The organism is Bacteroides caecigallinarum (genome assembly GCF_021531075.1).
In the GTDB taxonomy this organism is placed as follows: Bacteria; Bacteroidota; Bacteroidia; order Bacteroidales; family Bacteroidaceae; genus Phocaeicola; species Phocaeicola caecigallinarum_B.
On the sequence record NZ_JADYTJ010000014.1, the window covers coordinates 42868 to 62654 of the forward strand.

The following is a 19787-nucleotide window of genomic DNA, read 5'->3' on the forward strand; positions in this document are numbered from 1 at the left end:
ATCAAAGAGCATACGGTAAAGGATTCTGACTATACTGTATGCTCTTTTTGTTTTATATTATGTTAAGCCTGGATTTGCAAATAAGAATAAGCAAAAAAATAAGCCATATCAAGATGAAGTAATGATATGGCTTACTGGTTGGTTGAGTTCAAAGTATTTTAATCTTCACTCTTTTCAGACGATTTCTTTGTAGCGGTTGTCTTTGTAGTTTTCTTGGCTGTTGTGGAAGCTGTTTTCTTTGGTGCAGGTTTTGCTTCTTTAGCTAATTTTTTCTCTGCATCAGCCAATTTCTTTTGTAACTTGCTAACTTCTGCATTCAACTGTACAAGTTCTGCTCCCTGATTCTTGATGGTAGTAAGCAAAGAGCCTAACTCTTCGTTTTCCATATCAACCGGATAAAGTGAATTTACACGTTTGATAAAGTCTCCCAAAATATTCATGTAGTTTGTAAATGCATCGAATGGAGAATCGTATATACCTCTGTTGAAAGCAACACCTGTTTCCTTAGTTGTCATAAAACGGAAGTTGTTACTTGCCTGAAGATAATCCCAGTCTTGCTTAATTCTCTTGTCATCACAAAGATAAACACGTTCTGCTACACTATAAAGCTTGTTGAATGCCTCACGCTGCATAACATTTCCCAACCAAGGGCTGATATCTCTTTCTTCGTCTACCCAAGACATAGGATAAGGAACATCCATTCCATCAACAGATTTCAGTTTAGTCACGATTTCTGTAGGAGTAGAGAAAGTTATGCCTTTCTGTTTGGCACAAACAGGAAGAGCCTTTATAAAGTCAAGAATATTCGATGATAATGGCTGGAAATATCCAAGAGCAGACAATTCCATAAATATATTAATCACTTGCTCGCTTTCAGGCATAGAGTCAATCCAACCGATATATTTATCTGCAAACAAAGGATATTCACTCCAATCGCTATTTGAGAAACGTAAGCTGATATCGTCAGAAAGCTTAAAGTCTCTCATCAGAAGTTTCAGATTAGGGTTCTCTACACAATGATACAGATAGTGAGGACTCTTCCATCCTAGTACATGTTTTGCTCCTTCAATAAGCATTCCTTTGAAACCCATATTGGCTACCATACCGCCAATTTCATTATTGTAGATCAAACTTGAGTTACGGAATACTTTTGGTTCCTGGCCAAAATAATCCTTTATTTTCTTGCGCATACGGCCAACTTCTTCTTTGAAGCAGTCCTCGTTAGCTAATGAAGAAAGTCCATGTGAATAAGGTTCGCACAAGAACTCACAGCATCCTGTATTATTTAATTCGTGCAACAGTTCTATAACAGCCGGTGCATATATTTCCAATTGTTCAAGTGCAACACCTGAAATAGAAAGAGCCACCTTGAATGCTCCTTCATTCTCTTTTGCCATCTGGATAAGAGTATTCAAAGCCGGAATATAAGAGCGTTCTGCTATCTCGTTAATACCCTGCTCGTTGGCAAAATCATCATAATAATAATGGTCTGAGCCTATTTCAAAGAAACGGTAACGTTTCAAATGTATTATTTGATGAATCTCAAAATATAAACAGATTGTTTTCATATCAACTTAAGACTAATATTTTACTTATTATAATTTCTCAGAACATCTTCGTACAAAGAACGTACTTTTAGACCTACTTTTTCCCAAGTAATTCCATCGACTTCAGCTTTTCCTTCTTTCTGAAGATACTCAAACAGTGACTGATTGGTACAAATAGAATATATGGCATCTGCCATAGCATGAATGTCCCAATAATCGGTTTTAATAACTTTACTAAGAATTTCACCACAACCTGACTGCTTGGAAATAATAGAAGGTGTTCCGCACTGCATAGCTTCCAATGGAGCTATACCGAAAGGTTCGGAAACAGAAGGCATCACAAAAACATCACTGTTCTTATAAACCTCGTAAACCTGTTTACCTTTCATAAATCCCGGGAAGTGGAAACGGTCGGCTATGCCTCGTTCCGCAACCAGATTAATCATAGCATTCAACATATCGCCGGAACCTGCCATAACGAAACGGATGTTACGCGTACGTTTCAATACCATAGCTGCTGCTTCTACAAAATATTCCGGTCCCTTCTGCATTGTGATACGTCCCAGGAAAGTCACAATTTTCTCTTTTGAATGATCCGGACGTGGTATATCCTGATATTCCTGCGACAATGGGTAAACAGCATTATGTACGGCAAATACTTTTCTAGGGTCCTGATGATATTCATTTATCACAGTACGGCGTGTCAGCTCAGACACACACATGATACAGTCGGCATAATCCATACCATTCTTCTCAATGGAATAAACCGTAGGGTTAACTTTTCCACGAGAGCGGTCGAAGTCTGTGGCATGCACATGAATACATAGTGGTTTTCCGCTAACCATTTTTGCATGTACCCCTGCCGGATAAGTCAGCCAGTCATGAGCATGGATTATATCGAACTCCTGCTGTCTTGCTACAACACCTGCAATAATAGAGAAATTATTAATTTCATCATGCAGATTTCCAGGATATCCTCCTGCAAACTCCATACATCCCAAGTCATTGACATTCATGTATGAGAAATCTGCATATATCTTATCACGATAAGCATAATATTCTTCAGGAGTCATTTTTGCGTGCAGACGAGACTTAAGATAATCGTAATTCACATCACGCCACACAATAGGCACCTGATTCATACCAACAATTTTCAGGAATCCTTCCTCGTCGCCAGTTGGTTTAGGCATACAGAATACAGTTTCAACATCGCCTTGCAAACTTAATCCCTTAGTTATACCATAGGAAGCTACAGCAAGACCACCGTATATTTTTGGAGGAAATTCCCAACCAAACATTAAAACTTTCATAAACTCCTCCTTCTTTATTGATTCTCAAATTTATCCAACAAATACAAGCCACGAAGAATTTCCGCAACATTCATAGCAAAGGAAACAGCACCTCTACCCTTAAACGGAGGATTGCCGTCAAACAATTCTGGAAGTGTTCCAAGACAATGACACGTCATTTCATCCTCATAACTAACAAACTGTCTCCACAAGAAAGAGATAGCGCTTCTCTTATAAATTTTCAGATAAGCCTCCATATAGAAACCTTCCAGCCAAGGCCAAGCTGTACCCTGATGGTATGCATAGTCTCTCTGCATCTGAGGTCCTACATAATTAGGATTGTAACCTCCACTCTTAGGACTCAAAGAACGAAGTCCCTTAGGAGTAAGCAGTTCCTTGGTGACGATATCAATCACACCCTTCTTCTGTTTTGCATCAAGTGGAGAATAATCGAATGCAGCGGCAAAAATCATATTAGGACGAACACTCCAGTCCATCATATCGCCATCCACAAAATCCAGCAGATAGCCATACTCGTTCAGGAAAGTATCTATAAATGATTTTCCTGTTTTCTCGGATAAAGATTTCAAGCGGTATGAGAATTCATTATCACCTACCTCGGCCATAATATCGGCTGTGAAACACAATGCATTATACCAAAGTGAGTTAAATTCTACTATATATCCTGTTCTTCCCACTACAGGACGACCGTTGACTGTTGAATTCATCCATGTTATGGCATTATCTCTACCGTTTGCATAGACCAGTCCATTGTCATTTACCTGAAGATTTGGATGTCTGCCATCAAGTATATATGTCATTATATCTTTCAACAATCCTAGATATTTTTCTTTGACAGCATCCCTTGAAACCATCTTCGCATATTGCTGAATAGTCCATACAGCCCAAAGGAGAACATCCGGATGATATATCTCATAAACCTTCAATGTGGATTTCTCACCATTAATGAATGCATAGATAGCCTTAATGGCAGTTTCCATTATCATCTCAAATTTCGAGACTTCTCCAACAGACAATGTAAGACCAGGCAATGAAACAAACATATCTCTGGCACGACACTTAAACCAAGGATAACCAGCCAATATGTAGGATTCACCATTCTGTTTATTCAAGAATTGATGCGCAGCATTTATAAGACAGTTCTTGAAATCTTTTCTAGGTGTTCTCTGTTCTGCTTCATCAGCAAACAGCTGATTCAGTCCTGAAGTATCCACAGAAGATATACCGCCTGAGAATGTTACACTCTCACCCTTATTTATTTTAAATTCAAAATAACCGGGAACGTATAAATCTTCATTGAAATCATATCCACGCTCCTGCTCCTTAGGATACTCAATACCTCTGTACCAGTCTGGCAGGAAATGGAATTCATTTTCTTTACTGAACTGCATATACAATTCAGGATAGCCAGGATACATACATGTCTTTATTCCATTGTCTATGACATCGTATTTTCTACTGGCTTGTGAATTCTCGTGTGTGTATTCCCTTACACTTCTGAAGGCTAAATAAGGACGTAATCTCAATGTAGTTTCAGAGTGTGCATCAACCAATGTATATCTGATAAGAATTCGATTTTCATGATGCACAAAAACTTTTTCTTTCTTTAAGACAACTCCACCTACCCTATACCAAGTTGTAGGTACTTTCTCACACTCATACTCACGTATATACTTATGACCGCGCGGACTAAAATTATCACCATGATATTTATGGAGGCCTAAATTGAATTCTGCTCCATGTTGAATTACAGTTTCATCCATTGCCGATAATAGAACATGATTTTCATCATCAAGTCCTGGCACTGGTATTACTAATAATCCATGATACTTGCGAGTATTACAGTCTACAATTGTAGAACAATGGTAAGCTCCTGAACGATTTGTACGAAGAATCTCGCGCGGTAAAGATTCCTCCAGATTCGTCATAAGAGTTTTATCAAAACGTAAATAACTCATAGATGTTATATTAAGGTTATTAAATAGTTCAATAAATATGTTATAAATTTCACCCCAAAATTAGTAATTAAAAAATCAAATCAAAACGTAAAACTCGTTTTTTTTCAAAAATAATTTCTTTTCACAATGAAATATCTTTTTTAATGGAAAATACAGTAACAAACATGTTATAGGGCAGTATATACAGATAGCAAAACAAAAAATCCTGAGTCTAGACTCAGGATTTTCACAATTTATAATTAATCGATAATATCGAAACCACAATAAGGAACCAAAGCTTTAGGTATCCTTATGCCATCTGGAGTTTGATTGTTCTCCAACAAAGCAGCAACTATTCTAGGTAAAGCTAAAGCAGAACCGTTTAATGTATGACAAAGTTCAGTCTTCTTGTCTGCATTCCTAAATCGGCACTTCAAACGATTTGCCTGATATGTATCAAAATTAGAAACAGAACTTACTTCCAACCATCTCTGCTGAGCCTCTGAATAAACCTCGAAATCATAACAGATAGCCGCAGTAAAACTCATATCGCCACCGCACAAGCGAAGTATTCTATATGGAAGTTCCAACTTCTGCAACAATCCTTCTACATGATCCAACATTTCCTGATGAGACTGTTTTGAATGTTCAGGTTTGTCTATTCTTACCAACTCTACCTTTGAGAATTCATGCAAACGGTTCAAACCACGTACATCTTTACCATATGAACCAGCTTCGCGACGGAAACATTGAGTATACGCACAATTCTTTATTGGAAGCTGTTTTTCATCAAGAATTACATCTCTATAAATATTTGTAACAGGAACTTCTGCAGTAGGTATCAGATACAAATCGTCAAGATTGCAGTGATACATCTGACCTTCCTTGTCTGGTAACTGACCTGTACCATAACCTGAAGCAGCATTTACAACTGTAGGTGGCATGATTTCCTCATATCCTGAAGCACGGGCCTCATCAAGGAAAAAATTAATAAGGGCTCTCTGCAATCTTGCTCCTTTACCCTTATATACGGGGAAACCTGCACCAGTTATTTTTACTCCCAAATCAAAATCTATCAAATCATATTTCTTTGCTAGTTCCCAATGTGGCAATGCATTTTTAGGAAGTTCTGTTTCCATACCTCCCTGTTTTACCACAACATTGTCCTCGGCACATGAACCTTCAGGAACCTCGTCATATGGTACATTAGGAATAGTATACAATATTTCCTGCATTTCCTCAGAAGCCTTATCCATTTCAGCCTGCAGTGTTTTGCTTGCATCCTTGAATTCTGCCACTTTATTTTTTGCAGCCTCTGCTTCTTCTTTCTTGCCTTCCTTCATCAACATTCCGATACTTTTGGAAAGTGAATTCACCTCAGCAAGATTTCTATCTAGTTGATTCTGAGCATTACGTCTTCTGTCATTGCATTCCAACACTTTTGCTATGGCCTCTTTTGCATTAGTAAAATGCTTTTTCTCAAGTCCACGAATTACCTTGTCGGTATCTTCTGTAATTTGTTTAATAGTGAGCATATTTCTGTACTTTTATAAACGTTCCATGTAAAAGATGTGCAAAGATATATTTTTTTTGTCAATTATACAGTGAGACTTAAGTTTTTAATCAGAAAACAGGCAAAGTATAGACCAATCCCAGCGAAACACGTTGTTGATTATAGCTCTGGGCTCCATACATCCTTGCTTTCTCTGTAAGATGTGTGTTTTTATGAAGCAAATGAAGATATACTATAAGTTCGCTGTCCGACATTGGATAATATTCGGCACAAAGCTGAACATTCCACGTTCTTCTATAGTTTCCTGCCTGAAACTCCTCAGAAGACTTATAAACATTACCTAATTCATAAGCTCCCTTAACATATAGATTAAGATGCGGAGATACCCTATAATCTAAATTTGCTATTGTAGTGAAATACTCTACATTCTCAGCTGTTACCGCACGATTATTGCCAGTATCATAAACAGAGGTAACCAATCCTTTTGAGTCAAGTCCTTCGCGCGAATACATAAAATCTATATATCCCAGAAAAGGTTTCTTGTCCCATACGTTTCCACAAGTAAAATAGAAAATGTTTTTACCTTTTGCCAACTGACCGTATGACAATGAATATCTTAACTGCATGGCCCGGTCTACAAAATATCCATCCCAATTCACTGTTCCAAGCACAGGTATTTTTGAATCCTCAATACCATCTGGCAATTCATACATAAACTGGTCTTCAATAGTAGAATTCCTATTGTTTGTGACCTGGAAGTTTAACATCTGATTATCATTAATATTATAAGCCATATTAACTCCCACCTGATAAGCGGGTATAGTATTATTGAAATCAGAATAATGTCTTACCTTTATAGCATTTACCCAACATTCATATCCACTGAACTGTACTGGCTGTTTACCTGCTGTGAGATGCCAACGGTCATTAAATTGCCACCCCACCATAGCCAATTCAACAGACCCGGCCAAATTATCCAATGGAATATTAGGATTTGTATATTTATTAAACGACTGCCTGAAATGATACGAGAACTTATCCCTGAATGCTCCAAGAACCTCCAGCCTTACACGGTGTACCTTGAATGCCATATTATCTAAAACGCCATTAGTAAATGCAGCATCTGCAGCTGTACAGAACTGTATATTCATATTGGCCCAGTCTATATCACGTTTACCGTCAGTAACACGTTGAAGCAAAGTTTTTTCATCAGCAGGCACCAAAGAATGTTCTTGAGCATTTACACTGACACTTATTCCACTGGATAGCAACAATATCAGAACCGGCAAATAACAGAAACCGGATGAAAAAATTCTAAACATAAAAATAAATTGATTATTATCATTCAACAACGGTGTATCATCAAATGTTCAATCAGAAAGATTTTTATCGCGGTATTATCAATGTCAGCGCTTCAGGCATTATGGCAACTTCAAAAGGATAATGCTTATCTGTCCATATACGTCCGTCAATACTGATCTCGGCATTTCTAGCACGTAATACCTTTACAGCTTTTGTTCTGTATGGTTTTACTATCTTATGATTCAATAATCTCCCCTGCTGAAGCATCCACAACCCTGAAATAAGTTCCCTCAGCTGTGGCCTGTATATAACAGAAACATCCAACCATCCGTTATATGGCACTGCACTTGGAGTAAGTCCGTATCCTCTGCAACTACCTATACAAACGGCCATAATTCTACCTCTGATATGCTCATTATTGAGTTTTATGTGCATTCTGTGCAGCTTTCGTTCAAAGGCAACAAGAATCAAAGAAGATAAATATGATATCAAAGGAATTCCCCAAAAACGTTTCGTTTCATTTGTTATCATCACAATTTTGGCACCCAAGCCCATATATACAGCATTCAGAAAATACCTTCTGTTATGAGTATCCCCATTATAATATCCAAATGTTCCGACGTCCACTTTCCTCAAACGTTTGTTTATCAGAACATCTACAGCTCCTTTATAATCATCAGAATCGAGCCCCCAATATTTTGCAAAATCATTTCCTACGCCGTTTGGGATAATCCCAAAAGCTATTGAAAGCTTATCCTCCACATCAGCCTGCATAATGCCATTCACTGCATCATTTATTGCTCCATCTCCTCCTACTACAACAATAGTCCTATAGCCATTATTGGCCATTGTCTTAGCCAAACGTTCCACAGAGCCAAAACCTTCCGACTGGACATAATCATACATAACATTCTGACTATCCATATACTCACGAATCTTAGCCCACCTTTTCTGTGCTTTTTTACTTCCGGCTTTGGGATTATAGATTACTCCCCATCTGTTAGGTTCTACTGCCATAAATTTATTTTTTATATTATACTAATAATTCGGGACTTGTCACTTATACTTTATGCATCCATCAGATGTCGGATAGCATCAATTTTCTGCTTAATACTCCATTCAGCATTAATCCAGTTTATGACGAATCCTCTTCTCTCCATACCCCGGAACCATGTCATCTGACGTTTTGCAAACTGATGTATAGCTATTTCCAGCTGCGAACACATATACTCATATTTCATTGCACCCGTGACATAGAGTGTAAGATATTTATATTCCAAACCGTAATAGATAAGGTCCTCTGCAGGAATTCCTGAGTCCAACAGTTTTTTTACCTCATCCACCATCCCTTCGTCAAGCCTTTGCCGCAAACGGTTGGATATTTTTTCTCTTCTTAATTCACGGTCAATGTCAACTCCAATTATTAAACTATTAAAAGCAGGAAAACTGCGTGCCTCTACATTATTTTTCAAATAATATTCTTCAATTTCTATAGCTCTTATAGCACGTTTTGCAGTATCAACGTCTGTAGAGTTATGTAGCTTCTTATATTTTGACAGAATATCAATAAGTTCATCCAAAGATTTATCAGCAAGTTTTTCCCTTAATTCCTTATTTTCAGGCACAGGTATAAGTTTATACCCCTTCAACACAGACTCAATATACATACCCGTACCGCCACACAATATAGCATCGTGTCCTCTGGACTTTATATCCTGAAATGCACTTAAAAAATCTCTTTGGAATTCAAACACATTATATTTATAACCTGGATCTGCAATATCAATCAGATGATACGGTACTTGATATCCGTCTACTACATAATCTTTCAAATCCTTTCCTGTACCAATATCCATTCCACGATATATCTGCCTACTGTCTCCACTAATAATCTCTGCACCTATTTCTTTAGCCAAAGAAGCTGCAAGAGGCGTTTTACCGGATGCCGTAGGTCCCAATATGGTTATAAAATCATATTTCATAGAGTTATAAAATTAGTTTTCCTTTCATTTATATCTACAAAGATAGCTTATTTTACATTAAAGATACAAAAAGAGAACAAAAAAAGAGCCACCTTGAAAATCAAGGCAGCTCTTTATATTTGGTTTCGTATTACTTATTAGCAGTTTACAGAAGCCATGTGAGCGATCAAATCCAATACTTTGTTAGAGTAACCGATTTCGTTGTCATACCAAGAAACAACTTTAACGAAAGTATCAGTCAAAGCGATACCAGCTTTAGCATCGAAGATAGATGTACGAGTGTCACCCAAGAAGTCAGAAGAAACAACTGCATCTTCAGTGTAACCAAGAACACCTGCCAATTCACCTTCAGAAGCTTCCTTCATTGCAGCGCAGATTTCAGCGTAAGTAGCTGGTTTAGCCAAGTTAACTGTCAAGTCAACTACAGATACGTCCAAAGTAGGAACACGCATTGACATACCAGTCAATTTACCGTTCAATTCAGGGATAACTTTACCTACAGCCTTAGCAGCACCAGTTGAAGAAGGGATGATGTTACCAGAAGCAGCACGACCACCTCTCCAGTCTTTCATAGAAGGACCGTCAACTGTTTTCTGAGTAGCAGTTGTAGAGTGAACTGTAGTCATCAAACCGTCAGTGATTCCCCATTTGTCGTTCAAAACCTTAGCGATAGGAGCCAAACAGTTAGTAGTACAAGAAGCGTTAGAAACGAACTGAGTACCTTTAACATATGTTTTTTCGTTTACACCGCAAACGAACATTGGAGTATCGTCTTTAGAAGGAGCTGACATAACTACATATTTAGCACCAGCTTCGATGTGAGCCTGAGCTTTTTCTTTAGTCAAGAACAAACCTGTAGATTCTACTACGTATTCAGCACCAACTTCGTTCCATGCCAATTCTTTTGGATCTTTGCAAGCTGTTACACGGATTTCTTTACCATTAACAATCAACTTGCTGTTTTCAACGTCAGCAACGATTGTACCGTCGAACTGTCCGTGCATTGTGTCATATTTCAACATGTAAGCCAAGTAATCTACTGGGCACAAGTCGTTAATACCTACGATCTGGATATCGTTTCTTTTCTGAGCTGCACGGAATACGAAACGGCCGATACGACCGAAACCGTTAATACCTACTTTAATCATTTTGTTTAAATTTTTAATGGTTTTATAATAAAGTTTGAAAACTATTCGATATATATAATATACTTGCTTTGTATAATTAATCTCAAGTTTTACGATGCAAAAGTAATGATTTCTTTTAAAACACAACAATTGGATGGTTCTTTTTTAGTAAAAAAAACACTTATTTCCCGTACTTAGAAGAAGTTTATTTTATTGTTGTTACATATTATCCCGTTTTTGCAATCTGTAGTATACAAAATCGACATTTAATAAAGTATAGACATTCTTTATCTCATGCCCCTAGCCTTGTATATACGTTCTTTTGCGTTATTAATATCCTGAAGTTTTTCTTCGGCTGCCTTTCTTATATCCTCTCCCAATGTAGCTACCCTATCAGGATGGTGCTTCAGGACCATTTTCTTGTAAGCCGAACGAATTTCTTCATCCGATGCATTCGGTGAAACTTCAAGCACCTTATATGCCTCATCCAGAGATTTACCTCTCATATTAAGCATTGATTCCACTTCCTGATATGACAGTCCCATAGCCAGAGCAACTTCTTTCAATGCTTCAATCTCTTCCACACATACATTACCATCGCTTTGAGCTATCTGTGTAAGAAAGCGCAATAGCTGAAGACGTTCCTCATACGACATATTTGAAGCAATCTGTGCTCCACATTCGTGTATGGTATTCTTAAAAGCCATTGGATTCGATTTGTCCATCTGTTTTCTTTGTTCAAACAGATTTAACAGTATCTGCTCGCCCTCAGAAACAGCCACCTCACCAAAATTGTTTCTCAGGAATTTCCTTACAAATTCCATTTCGCTATGCATAATTCTGCCATCTGCACGTATTATATACGATGCCATCACAAGCATAGAGAACAAGAAACTATTTCTTTGTCCGGCATATTCATTCTGAACATCCGTTCCCTCTATCGTATTATCATTTGCGTTGTCAAATAATGAACCTATGGCAAATCCAGCCAAAGCTCCCAAAGGTCCCATAGTAACAAAACCCATAAGACCACCTATCCATTTTCCGTATCCCATATTATTCTATATTTTTACATTTCGGGACAAAGTTATAAAAAAACTTCTTATCCACAAGAATATAGAAAAAGCTGCCCCAATAAGATTGAGACAGCTTTAAGTATAAATCAGTATTAAAATATTAAGCAGTGATAGCCGAACCCATCAAGAATGTAGCAGCAAGAGCTACGATAGCATACAACTCTGGGAATACGGCAAGAATCAAAGTATTACCAAATACGTTATGTCCCTGACCAATAGCAGCTATACCATTAGCACAAACCTGTCCCTGACGGATAGCTGAGAAAAGGGCAACCAATCCCAAACCGATACCTGAACCAAGGACAGCACAAGCCTGAAGTGTTGTTATTTCAGGAGTAAGAACACCGAAAATATTCTGGAACATAAAATAACCGGCAAAACCATAAAGTCCCTGAGTACCTGGAAGAGCTGTCAATACAAGGAAGTTACCAAAAGCACTATCATTTTTCTTAAGTGCTCCGATAGAAGCATTACCAGCAATTGTTACTCCGTATGCACTACCGATACCAGACAAACCAACCATAACAGCGATGCCAATATAGGCAATCAAAAAATTCATTTCCATAATTCAAAAGTTTTGTTATTTATTATTTTTCAATTTATATACGCGAAATACTTTTTATTTTTTAAATGGAGAGTATTCCTTACCTCCACCTTCATAACCTGAGTTTTTGAAAAACTCTACGAATGTCAAACGCATAGGATGAACCATAGCTCCAAGAACATTCATGAAAATGTTTATAGAATGTCCTATCACAAATATCAGTACCATAACTATAGGACCTGCTATTACGTTGTCAGGACTCATACCTGCTGCAAGACTGTTGAACACACTTGCCAATATACCTCCAGACAGTCCCAGTGCAAACAGACGAACATACGATAATATATCGCCCAATAATCCGGTAGCCATATTATAGCTGTCCCAAAGTCCAAGACCGATATTCACGAAAACATTCTTTCCAGGACTGTTATAAAGATAAGCCATCAGCAAACCTGCAATAACCAGTATCATATGTATGGTTCCACCCATTTCCATTACACCGGCAAAAGCTATTGCTGAACTTAAAATTACAAAGATCCATCCTATTGTTCCAACAGCATATTTAAATCCAAGCTGTATTGTTTGATTTACGGCTTTAAGCATCATACCAAAGATTATCTGAACACCACCAAGGATAAGAGACAAATTAAACATCTGCTGATTATCCAATGCAATGGTATCTTTCATCTTTTGTAGGAAAGGCACCTGAATGTCGTAAATATTAAATCCGAAACATGTACCCGTCAGCAAGCCACAAATCATGGTAGATGCACCCAGAATCTGCACCAGTGTGAGGATAGGTTTCATGCCTGAACTTATATTCTTTGCCATCAGTCTGTATATTGTAACTGCCAATACCATAAACGCACCATATCCAGTATCACCAAGACACAAGCCGAAAAACAGCATGAAGAAAGGTGCAAAGAACGGAGTAAGGTCAAGTTCATTATACTTAGGCAACATGTAAAGTCTGATAATTGGCTCAAACAGACGTGAGAACTTATCATTCTTAAACATTATCGGTACATTATCGTCAGGTGTAGGAGTAGTAATTTCATAATATGCCCCCTGATTATCCATGAATGATTTCACTTCATCACTTTTAATCTCAGGTACCCAACCTTCCAATAATACCAACTTATTGTCTGCCATAGAATCACCAGTTAGTACCACCTTCGAGAACTCTATTTCTGAATAAATTTTCTTCTGTGCAGCTTCAAGGTCTGTAATCGATGTTTTAGCCAATTCCTTAATGCTTTCATCCACCTTATCTATTTCAGCAACGAGGCTGTCCACCGAAGATTTCAATTTACTCAAAGATTTGTCAGGCAGTTTTGCATATTCCACTTCCAGTTCAGGAACCTCCTTTTCTGACGTAATTGTAACAAAATAAACCTTAGAGCCTATTTTATTAATTACAGTAGCATTATATGCCACAATCCATTCATCCTTGAATTGCTTTTCCGAACAAATATAGAAATTCACCACATAACCGGCATTTCTAAGACGCTCAATATTTTCCGCCTCAAAATCCCCCCAAGGCTCCAATGAAGAAATCTCTTTCTCCAATGTCTGCTTTTTGTGAGTCAGCTGTTGCTGATTATTTTGCAGCTCAGACAATAATTCAAGTGCCTGTTCTCCTTTTACTGCATCACCATCATGCTTGTCAGCCACTACTCCAAGCCCCTGAAGAAACTTTATTGCAGTAGCATATTTTCCTGCAAGGCGGATACGATTTTGCAGTTCCTGATTTTCTGCCGCTCCCTGTGATTTAGTAAAAATATGTACCACACCAAGGTCACGAAGTTTTTCAAGGAACTCTTCATATTCCTTATAATATACAAGGAAAGTCAGCTTTTTCATTTTAGCAATCATTGTTCAGCCTCCTTTCTCTTTTCCTGGATAGATTTCAAGATTTTCTGTGATGATTTCGAGAGGTTCTCTTCATCCTCCATAAATCGTTTAATTTTTCTCAATGCGTCCTGATATCCAGGAATCTGTACCTTCTCAAAAAGGTTTACCTTCTGAGTAGTTTTTTTACGCGCATGTTCCAGCAAGCCCAATTTGGCGAGTGTAAATTCTCTCTCTATTGCAGTTTGTGCCAATGTCTTCAATATATGAAGTCCGTCGGCATACCATTTTGGAGAAGAGAACATACTGTAATTGCGGATATCAAAATCCACTTCTTCCAGTAGCGGAACCCTGACACCTGCAATCTTTCGAACGCCCAAATGAACATCCTTCACTTTTATCAATGAAGCATCAAATTCATTCCAGAGTGCGAACATGGCTTCATACGCCTGAATATGACGTTCAAGACGCTCCTCCAGTTCCACAGCTTCAGTCTTGCAACGCTTCACTTCGAGTCGCAACGCACTTTCCTTATTCTTTATAATAGGAAGTGTACGAACTCGAATCTTCAGTTGCTTTTCCAACTGCTGCAGCGAGGTCTTGTTATATTGAAATTTTATAGCCATTTCTCTGTCTTTTTATTGAATTTGATTATTTCTTCCAGTACTGATCAACAAATTCCTTCTTGATATTCACCTCTTCCGGCTTGAAATACTTACTGAACAATCCCCAAGTAACATCAAGCATTTCTGTAGTGTTGAGGTTCACATCAATAGCAAGAAGCTGATTTGCATAATCCTTGGCAAAAGCCAAAGTACGTTCGTCGTAATTTGTCAGGTCGAAACCGTTCTCCATTTTTGTCTTCGCATTAGCTGCATCGGCATACAGACGTACGGCTGCATTCATAACCTGTGGATGATCCTTACGAGTCTTCTTACCGCTAACCAGTTGTTTCAAACGTGAAAGAGAACGGAACGGATCGACAATAACCTTACCAATATCACTATCACGGCGCAGGAACAACTGTCCTTCTGTGATATAACCAGTATTATCAGGTACTGCGTGAGTGATATCACCACCAGAAAGTGTAGTCACTGCAATGATAGTTATAGAACCACCGCTAGGGAACTGTACGGCCTTTTCGTAAATCTTGGCAAGGTCTGAGTACAAGGAACCAGGCATAGAATCCTTTGATGGAATCTGGTCCATACGGTTTGATACGATAGCCAAGGCATCGGCATACGATGTCATATCCGTAAGCAATACAAGAACTTTCTGATTATGTTCTACAGCGAAGTATTCGGCTGCAGTCAAGGCCATATCAGGAATAAGCAGTCGTTCTACAGGAGGATTTTCAGTAGTATTTACAAAACTGATGATACGGTCCAGCGCACCTGCATTCGAGAATACATTCTTGAAGTAAAGGTAGTCATCGTTAGTCATACCCATACCTCCTAAGATGATTTTATCTGTCTCCGCACGAAGAGCCACGTTAGCCATTACCTGGTTAAACGGCTGGTCAGGATCGGCAAAGAACGGAATCTTCTGTCCCGAAACCAAAGTATTGTTCAAGTCGATACCAGCAATACCTGTAGCGATAAGTTCAGAAGGCTGTTTACGACGTACAGGGTTCACCGAAGGACCACCGATTTCCACCTCTACTCCTTCTACTTCAGGGCCACCGTCAATAGGATCGCCGAACGCATTGAAAAAACGTCCTGCCAACTGTTCGCTGACTTTCAGTGTAGGCGATTTTCCAAGGAACACAACTTCTGCATTAGTAGGAATACCCTCAGTACCCTCAAACACCTGCAGCGTAACATCATCTCCGGCAATCTTAACGACCTGCGCCAATTTGCCGTTTACCATAGCCAGTTCGTCATACCCCACCCCCTTAGCTTTCAGCGAGCAGGTAGCCTTGGTTATCTGGCTTATTTTGGTATATATCTTTTGAAATGCTTTTGTTGCCATTTTATGATTCTTAATTAATGATATAAATTATTCGGCACGTCTTTCTGCAATAAGCTCCTGCAACTGTTTTCCGAATTCCACGTATTCAGCAGATTTATATTTGGAGTAGTTCATTTGCTTGCAGATGTTGATCATCTTCTTGAAATATTCCATAACCTCAACAAAGTTATCGAACTTGAATTCTGTATGGCAAACGTCAATCACCATATTGACAATCTCTTCCTGACGTTCCATAGGAGTTACAGAGTCCACCTCATCAAATGCATCCTGCTGAAGGATTACAAAGTCGATAAGTTCAGACTTCCAGAATATAACGTGATATTCCACAGGCACACCGTCATCACCAAGAATGTTTATCTGTTCTGCAATTTCTTTTCCTCTCAGCAATCTGGTTTTCAGTTCGTTAACCTTACCTATCCATTCACCGTTTATGCGTTCTGTGATATAGTTTTCAAATTCCGGATATTCCAGATATTTGGAATAAGAATCAATAGGATTAACAGCCGGATAACGTTTACGGTCAGCACGTTCCTGTTCCAAAGCATAGAAACAACGTGCCACCTTCTTGGTATTCTCTGTCACAGGCTCCTTCAAGTTACCTCCGGCCGGAGATACAGTACCGATAAACGTAATAGAACCTGTTGCACCGTTATTCAGATAAACATAACCGGCACGTCCATAGAAGTTCGAGATAATAGCCGAAATATCCATAGGGAACGCATCAGGACCAGGCAACTCTTCCATACGGTTAGACATCTCACGCAATGCCTGAGCCCAACGCGAAGTAGAATCGGCCATAAGCAGAACCTTCAGTCCCTGAGCGCGATAGAATTCAGCCATAGTCATGGCAGTATATACAGAAGCCTCACGTGCTGCTACAGGCATGTTCGACGTATTAGCCACGATAATGGTACGTTCCATCAACTTTCTGCCCGTATGTGGGTCCACCAGTTCAGGGAATTCGGTAAATATTTCCACAACCTCGTTCGCACGTTCACCACAGGCAGCAATGATAACGATATCAGCTTCAGCCTGTTTTGAAATGGCATGCTGCAACACCGTCTTACCAGTACCGAAAGGCCCAGGAATAAATCCCGTACCGCCTTCCACTATAGGATTCACAGTATCTATTACGCGTACCCCTGTTTCCAACAGGCGGAATGGACGTGGTTTTTCCTTATAGTTGGTCATAGCCTTCTTTACAGGCCATTTCTGAATCATGTTTACAGGAATATCGTTATCCTCCTTATCAGTAAGTACAGCCACAGTATCTCCTATAGTGTACTCACCTTCCGAAACAATTGATTTAACCTTATAAGTACCGGTCAGCTGGAACGGAACCATAATTTTCAATGGCTGATGATTTTCTTCAACCTCTCCAAGCCAGGCAGAAGGTCCCACTTCATCCCCTACCTTTACAATAGGTTTAAAAAGCCATTTAGCTTCTTTGTCCAGTGGATAAGTATATTGTCCGCGTTTCAGGAAAACGCCATCCATCTTATCTAGGTCATTCTGTAAGCCATCATAGTTTTTCGACAGCATACCCGGCCCCAAAGTAACCTCAAGCATATGGCCTGTAAATTCAGCCTCGGCACCAACCTTCAATCCACGTGTACTTTCGAACACCTGTACATAAACATTAGTACCTACCACCTTAATAACCTCGGCCATCAGTCGGTCACCACCTGTAGAGATGTAACAGATTTCATTCTGTGCCACCGGACCATCTACAGTCAGAGTCACCATATTGGCAATAACGCCAATAACACTACCTTTTGTTGCCATTTTATTATATTTAAACTAATTTCTAAACTCTTCCGGTATCTGAACATCATCTTTCAAAGCCTTAATCATTGCTCTGAACAGTTCATAACCTTTGTCTTTATCCAATGATATCCATCTTTCTATCATCTCTAGTTGCAATAAAAAGACAAATAAACGTTCTACAGTGAAATAATTGAAAAAAGATTCTGTATCAAGCCAATCCCATTTCAATTGGTCAATTTTCTTTTCTCTCTCCACCAAGTCATCTATTTCCGATATTCTCTGAATATTCTCCAAATAAGTCAAAGTCTCACCCAATCCAAAATCCCTGGCGTTAGAAGTTCGCAACAGTTCACATACATCAGTATGACCAACTATAGCCGAAGCCACATCCAACTTATATTTACGGGCAGAAATTGCAGCTTGAATATTATTTATGTTAAGATTGAACTCAAACCATGAAGAGACGAACTTATTCCTGCTTTTCATGGCATACGAATAATAATCGGAAGCCAATATATCATTAGCACGATATTCATCTTCAGGAGAAAGAGTAAAATATTCAGATATAAATTTACAGAAATAAGATGGGTACTTTTTATCGGGTACATCCCCCTCCTTTACAGTATCTATTAAAGTAAGAAGATCGTCAGCTGTGAAAACACCTGGCGTTTTAATTGTGTAATCCTTGTCTTTCAATAGATGTAAAAGGTTATCATTATCAAACTTCAGATAAAACAGATCCACAATCTTCTTATCCTTGTCAGACAATTCAGGGTATATTTCCGACTTAAAACTATCAACAGTATAACTCAGTTTGCCATCTTCCAAAGAGATGTCTGGCAATCCGGCTATCAGATAATAATAAGCATCCATATTCCTAATTTAAAACAACATTTGTACTAATTGCGGGCGTAAGAAGTCTTTAAAGTAATTTTCAAATTCTTCCTCACCAAAATTAACTTTATAAGAGCCATCAGCGGGTGAAATGCTGAAAAGGACTTTCGAACCCTTTACACTTTCAATCTTGACTCCCTTGTCAAGCAAATCTTTTGCATTTTTAGAGAAATATTTCTTCAAATTCTCTGCATCAGCAACAGAAATAACCATAGGTTCATTCTCAACCCACTGTTTAGCTAAAGTCACGATAAACTTGTTCAGATATTCTTTATCAGAAGTAAAATTCTTCACAGCATCTGAAACAGTCTGATTAGTGAGCAGATTTGTAACCTCGGTTTTCAATGCATTCAAAGCCTGACCAGCAAACAGTTTAAGTTCCGATTTAGTATTTTCCATCAGTTCTTCTGCCGATTTCTTTGCCATTGCAATAATATCATCAGCCTGTTTTTGGGCATCTTGAATCATTTTCTCAGCTTTTTTCTGAGCCTCACTGATAAGTCGCTGTGCTTCTTCATTTCCTTTTTCTACACCTTCGCGATATATCTTATCGGTCAGTTCTTGAATTTTATTTTCCATAATTATATTAGTAAATAAATTTGTTTTCGTATTTTATTTTCAGGCTCACTTTTGCTTATTAAAAATAAACTATATAAAATTCTTTAAGCGGTTCAAATATAAGAAATATGAATGAAGAAAACGAATTTAGTATCAAAGATTTTTTATATCGTTACCAATATTAAACAAAAGATTAACATAAGGTCGTTCATTTGTATTACATTCAGACTGTATAAACGCGAAAATCCCCGAAGTATCTCTACCTCGGGGATCTTTCTCTCATTAAAACGGCGACTACCTACTCTCCCACATGTACGCAGTACCATCGGCGTGACGAAGCTTAACTTCTCTGTTCGGAATGGGAAGAGGTGGAACCTTCGTGCTATAGTCACCTGAATATCTTTATTT

The 19787-nt window shown here is 38.4% G+C and carries 16 protein-coding genes and 1 rRNA gene; all 17 read right to left on the bottom strand.

Features of this window, described 5'->3' with window-relative positions:
- Positions 1 to 158: 158 nt before the first annotated feature.
- Complete coding sequence (locus I6E11_RS05795; protein ID WP_235336952.1) at positions 159 to 1568, bottom strand: glycoside hydrolase family 57 protein; 1410 nt, start codon at positions 1566 to 1568, stop codon at positions 159 to 161.
- A gap of 20 nt (positions 1569 to 1588) precedes the next feature.
- Entirely contained in the window at positions 1589 to 2857 is a 1269-nt protein-coding gene (locus tag I6E11_RS05800) for a glycosyltransferase family 4 protein (RefSeq protein WP_235336953.1), read from the bottom strand.
- A gap of 14 nt (positions 2858 to 2871) precedes the next feature.
- Positions 2872 to 4815, bottom strand: coding sequence for a glycogen debranching enzyme N-terminal domain-containing protein (locus I6E11_RS05805; RefSeq protein ID WP_235336954.1), 1944 nt, complete (start codon positions 4813 to 4815; stop codon positions 2872 to 2874).
- 239 nt (positions 4816 to 5054) lie between these two features.
- Positions 5055 to 6329, bottom strand: coding sequence for a serine--tRNA ligase (gene serS, locus I6E11_RS05810; RefSeq protein WP_235336955.1), 1275 nt, complete (start codon positions 6327 to 6329; stop codon positions 5055 to 5057).
- A gap of 88 nt (positions 6330 to 6417) precedes the next feature.
- Positions 6418 to 7629 (bottom strand): OprO/OprP family phosphate-selective porin, encoded by a 1212-nt coding sequence (locus tag I6E11_RS05815; protein ID WP_235336956.1) that lies wholly within the window; start codon positions 7627 to 7629, stop codon positions 6418 to 6420.
- Between the two features lie 64 nt (positions 7630 to 7693).
- Complete coding sequence (locus I6E11_RS05820; RefSeq protein ID WP_235336959.1) at positions 7694 to 8626, bottom strand: diacylglycerol/lipid kinase family protein; 933 nt, start codon at positions 8624 to 8626, stop codon at positions 7694 to 7696.
- Positions 8627 to 8676: 50 nt separating this feature from the next.
- Positions 8677 to 9591, bottom strand: coding sequence for a tRNA (adenosine(37)-N6)-dimethylallyltransferase MiaA (miaA, locus tag I6E11_RS05825; RefSeq protein ID WP_235336961.1), 915 nt, complete (start codon positions 9589 to 9591; stop codon positions 8677 to 8679).
- A gap of 137 nt (positions 9592 to 9728) precedes the next feature.
- Complete coding sequence (gap, locus tag I6E11_RS05830) at positions 9729 to 10739, bottom strand: type I glyceraldehyde-3-phosphate dehydrogenase (protein ID WP_235336963.1); 1011 nt, start codon at positions 10737 to 10739, stop codon at positions 9729 to 9731.
- Positions 10740 to 11005: 266 nt separating this feature from the next.
- Positions 11006 to 11773: a TerB family tellurite resistance protein gene (locus tag I6E11_RS05835; protein ID WP_235336964.1), complete on the bottom strand. Its 768-nt coding sequence runs from the start codon at positions 11771 to 11773 to the stop codon at positions 11006 to 11008.
- 121 nt (positions 11774 to 11894) lie between these two features.
- Positions 11895 to 12359: an ATP synthase subunit C-like protein gene (locus I6E11_RS05840; protein WP_154044766.1), complete on the bottom strand. Its 465-nt coding sequence runs from the start codon at positions 12357 to 12359 to the stop codon at positions 11895 to 11897.
- Positions 12360 to 12413: 54 nt separating this feature from the next.
- Positions 12414 to 14213: a V-type ATP synthase subunit I gene (locus I6E11_RS05845; RefSeq protein ID WP_235336965.1), complete on the bottom strand. Its 1800-nt coding sequence runs from the start codon at positions 14211 to 14213 to the stop codon at positions 12414 to 12416.
- Positions 14210 to 14815, bottom strand: coding sequence for a V-type ATP synthase subunit D (locus I6E11_RS05850; protein WP_235336966.1), 606 nt, complete (start codon positions 14813 to 14815; stop codon positions 14210 to 14212). Before I6E11_RS05850 ends, I6E11_RS05845 begins: the two co-directional genes overlap by 4 nt.
- A 25-nt stretch (positions 14816 to 14840) precedes the next feature.
- Positions 14841 to 16160, bottom strand: a complete 1320-nt coding sequence (locus tag I6E11_RS05855; protein ID WP_235329316.1) for a V-type ATP synthase subunit B — start codon at positions 16158 to 16160, stop codon at positions 14841 to 14843.
- A gap of 27 nt (positions 16161 to 16187) precedes the next feature.
- Complete coding sequence (locus tag I6E11_RS05860) at positions 16188 to 17945, bottom strand: V-type ATP synthase subunit A (RefSeq protein ID WP_235336967.1); 1758 nt, start codon at positions 17943 to 17945, stop codon at positions 16188 to 16190.
- 15 nt (positions 17946 to 17960) lie between these two features.
- On the bottom strand, positions 17961 to 18800 hold the full coding sequence (locus I6E11_RS05865; RefSeq protein ID WP_235336969.1) for a DUF2764 domain-containing protein: 840 nt from the start codon (positions 18798 to 18800) through the stop codon (positions 17961 to 17963).
- A gap of 9 nt (positions 18801 to 18809) precedes the next feature.
- Entirely contained in the window at positions 18810 to 19400 is a 591-nt protein-coding gene (locus I6E11_RS05870; RefSeq protein ID WP_235336971.1) for a hypothetical protein, read from the bottom strand.
- Between the two features lie 264 nt (positions 19401 to 19664).
- A 5S ribosomal RNA gene (gene rrf / locus I6E11_RS05875) occupies positions 19665 to 19775 on the bottom strand.
- Positions 19776 to 19787: the final 12 nt, after the last annotated feature.

Coding starts and splice junctions, on each gene's coding strand:
- I6E11_RS05795 (WP_235336952.1), bottom strand. CDS start 1,568: ATGAAAACAATCTGTTTATATTTTGAGATTCATCAAATAATACATTTG.
- I6E11_RS05800 (WP_235336953.1), bottom strand. CDS start 2,857: ATGAAAGTTTTAATGTTTGGTTGGGAATTTCCTCCAAAAATATACGGT.
- I6E11_RS05805 (WP_235336954.1), bottom strand. CDS start 4,815: ATGAGTTATTTACGTTTTGATAAAACTCTTATGACGAATCTGGAGGAA.
- serS (WP_235336955.1), bottom strand. CDS start 6,329: ATGCTCACTATTAAACAAATTACAGAAGATACCGACAAGGTAATTCGT.
- I6E11_RS05815 (WP_235336956.1), bottom strand. CDS start 7,629: ATGTTTAGAATTTTTTCATCCGGTTTCTGTTATTTGCCGGTTCTGATA.
- I6E11_RS05820 (WP_235336959.1), bottom strand. CDS start 8,626: ATGGCAGTAGAACCTAACAGATGGGGAGTAATCTATAATCCCAAAGCC.
- miaA (WP_235336961.1), bottom strand. CDS start 9,591: ATGAAATATGATTTTATAACCATATTGGGACCTACGGCATCCGGTAAA.
- gap (WP_235336963.1), bottom strand. CDS start 10,739: ATGATTAAAGTAGGTATTAACGGTTTCGGTCGTATCGGCCGTTTCGTA.
- I6E11_RS05835 (WP_235336964.1), bottom strand. CDS start 11,773: ATGGGATACGGAAAATGGATAGGTGGTCTTATGGGTTTTGTTACTATG.
- I6E11_RS05840 (WP_154044766.1), bottom strand. CDS start 12,359: ATGGAAATGAATTTTTTGATTGCCTATATTGGCATCGCTGTTATGGTT.
- I6E11_RS05845 (WP_235336965.1), bottom strand. CDS start 14,213: ATGATTGCTAAAATGAAAAAGCTGACTTTCCTTGTATATTATAAGGAA.
- I6E11_RS05850 (WP_235336966.1), bottom strand. CDS start 14,815: ATGGCTATAAAATTTCAATATAACAAGACCTCGCTGCAGCAGTTGGAA.
- I6E11_RS05855 (WP_235329316.1), bottom strand. CDS start 16,160: ATGGCAACAAAAGCATTTCAAAAGATATATACCAAAATAAGCCAGATA.
- I6E11_RS05860 (WP_235336967.1), bottom strand. CDS start 17,945: ATGGCAACAAAAGGTAGTGTTATTGGCGTTATTGCCAATATGGTGACT.
- I6E11_RS05865 (WP_235336969.1), bottom strand. CDS start 18,800: ATGGATGCTTATTATTATCTGATAGCCGGATTGCCAGACATCTCTTTG.
- I6E11_RS05870 (WP_235336971.1), bottom strand. CDS start 19,400: ATGGAAAATAAAATTCAAGAACTGACCGATAAGATATATCGCGAAGGT.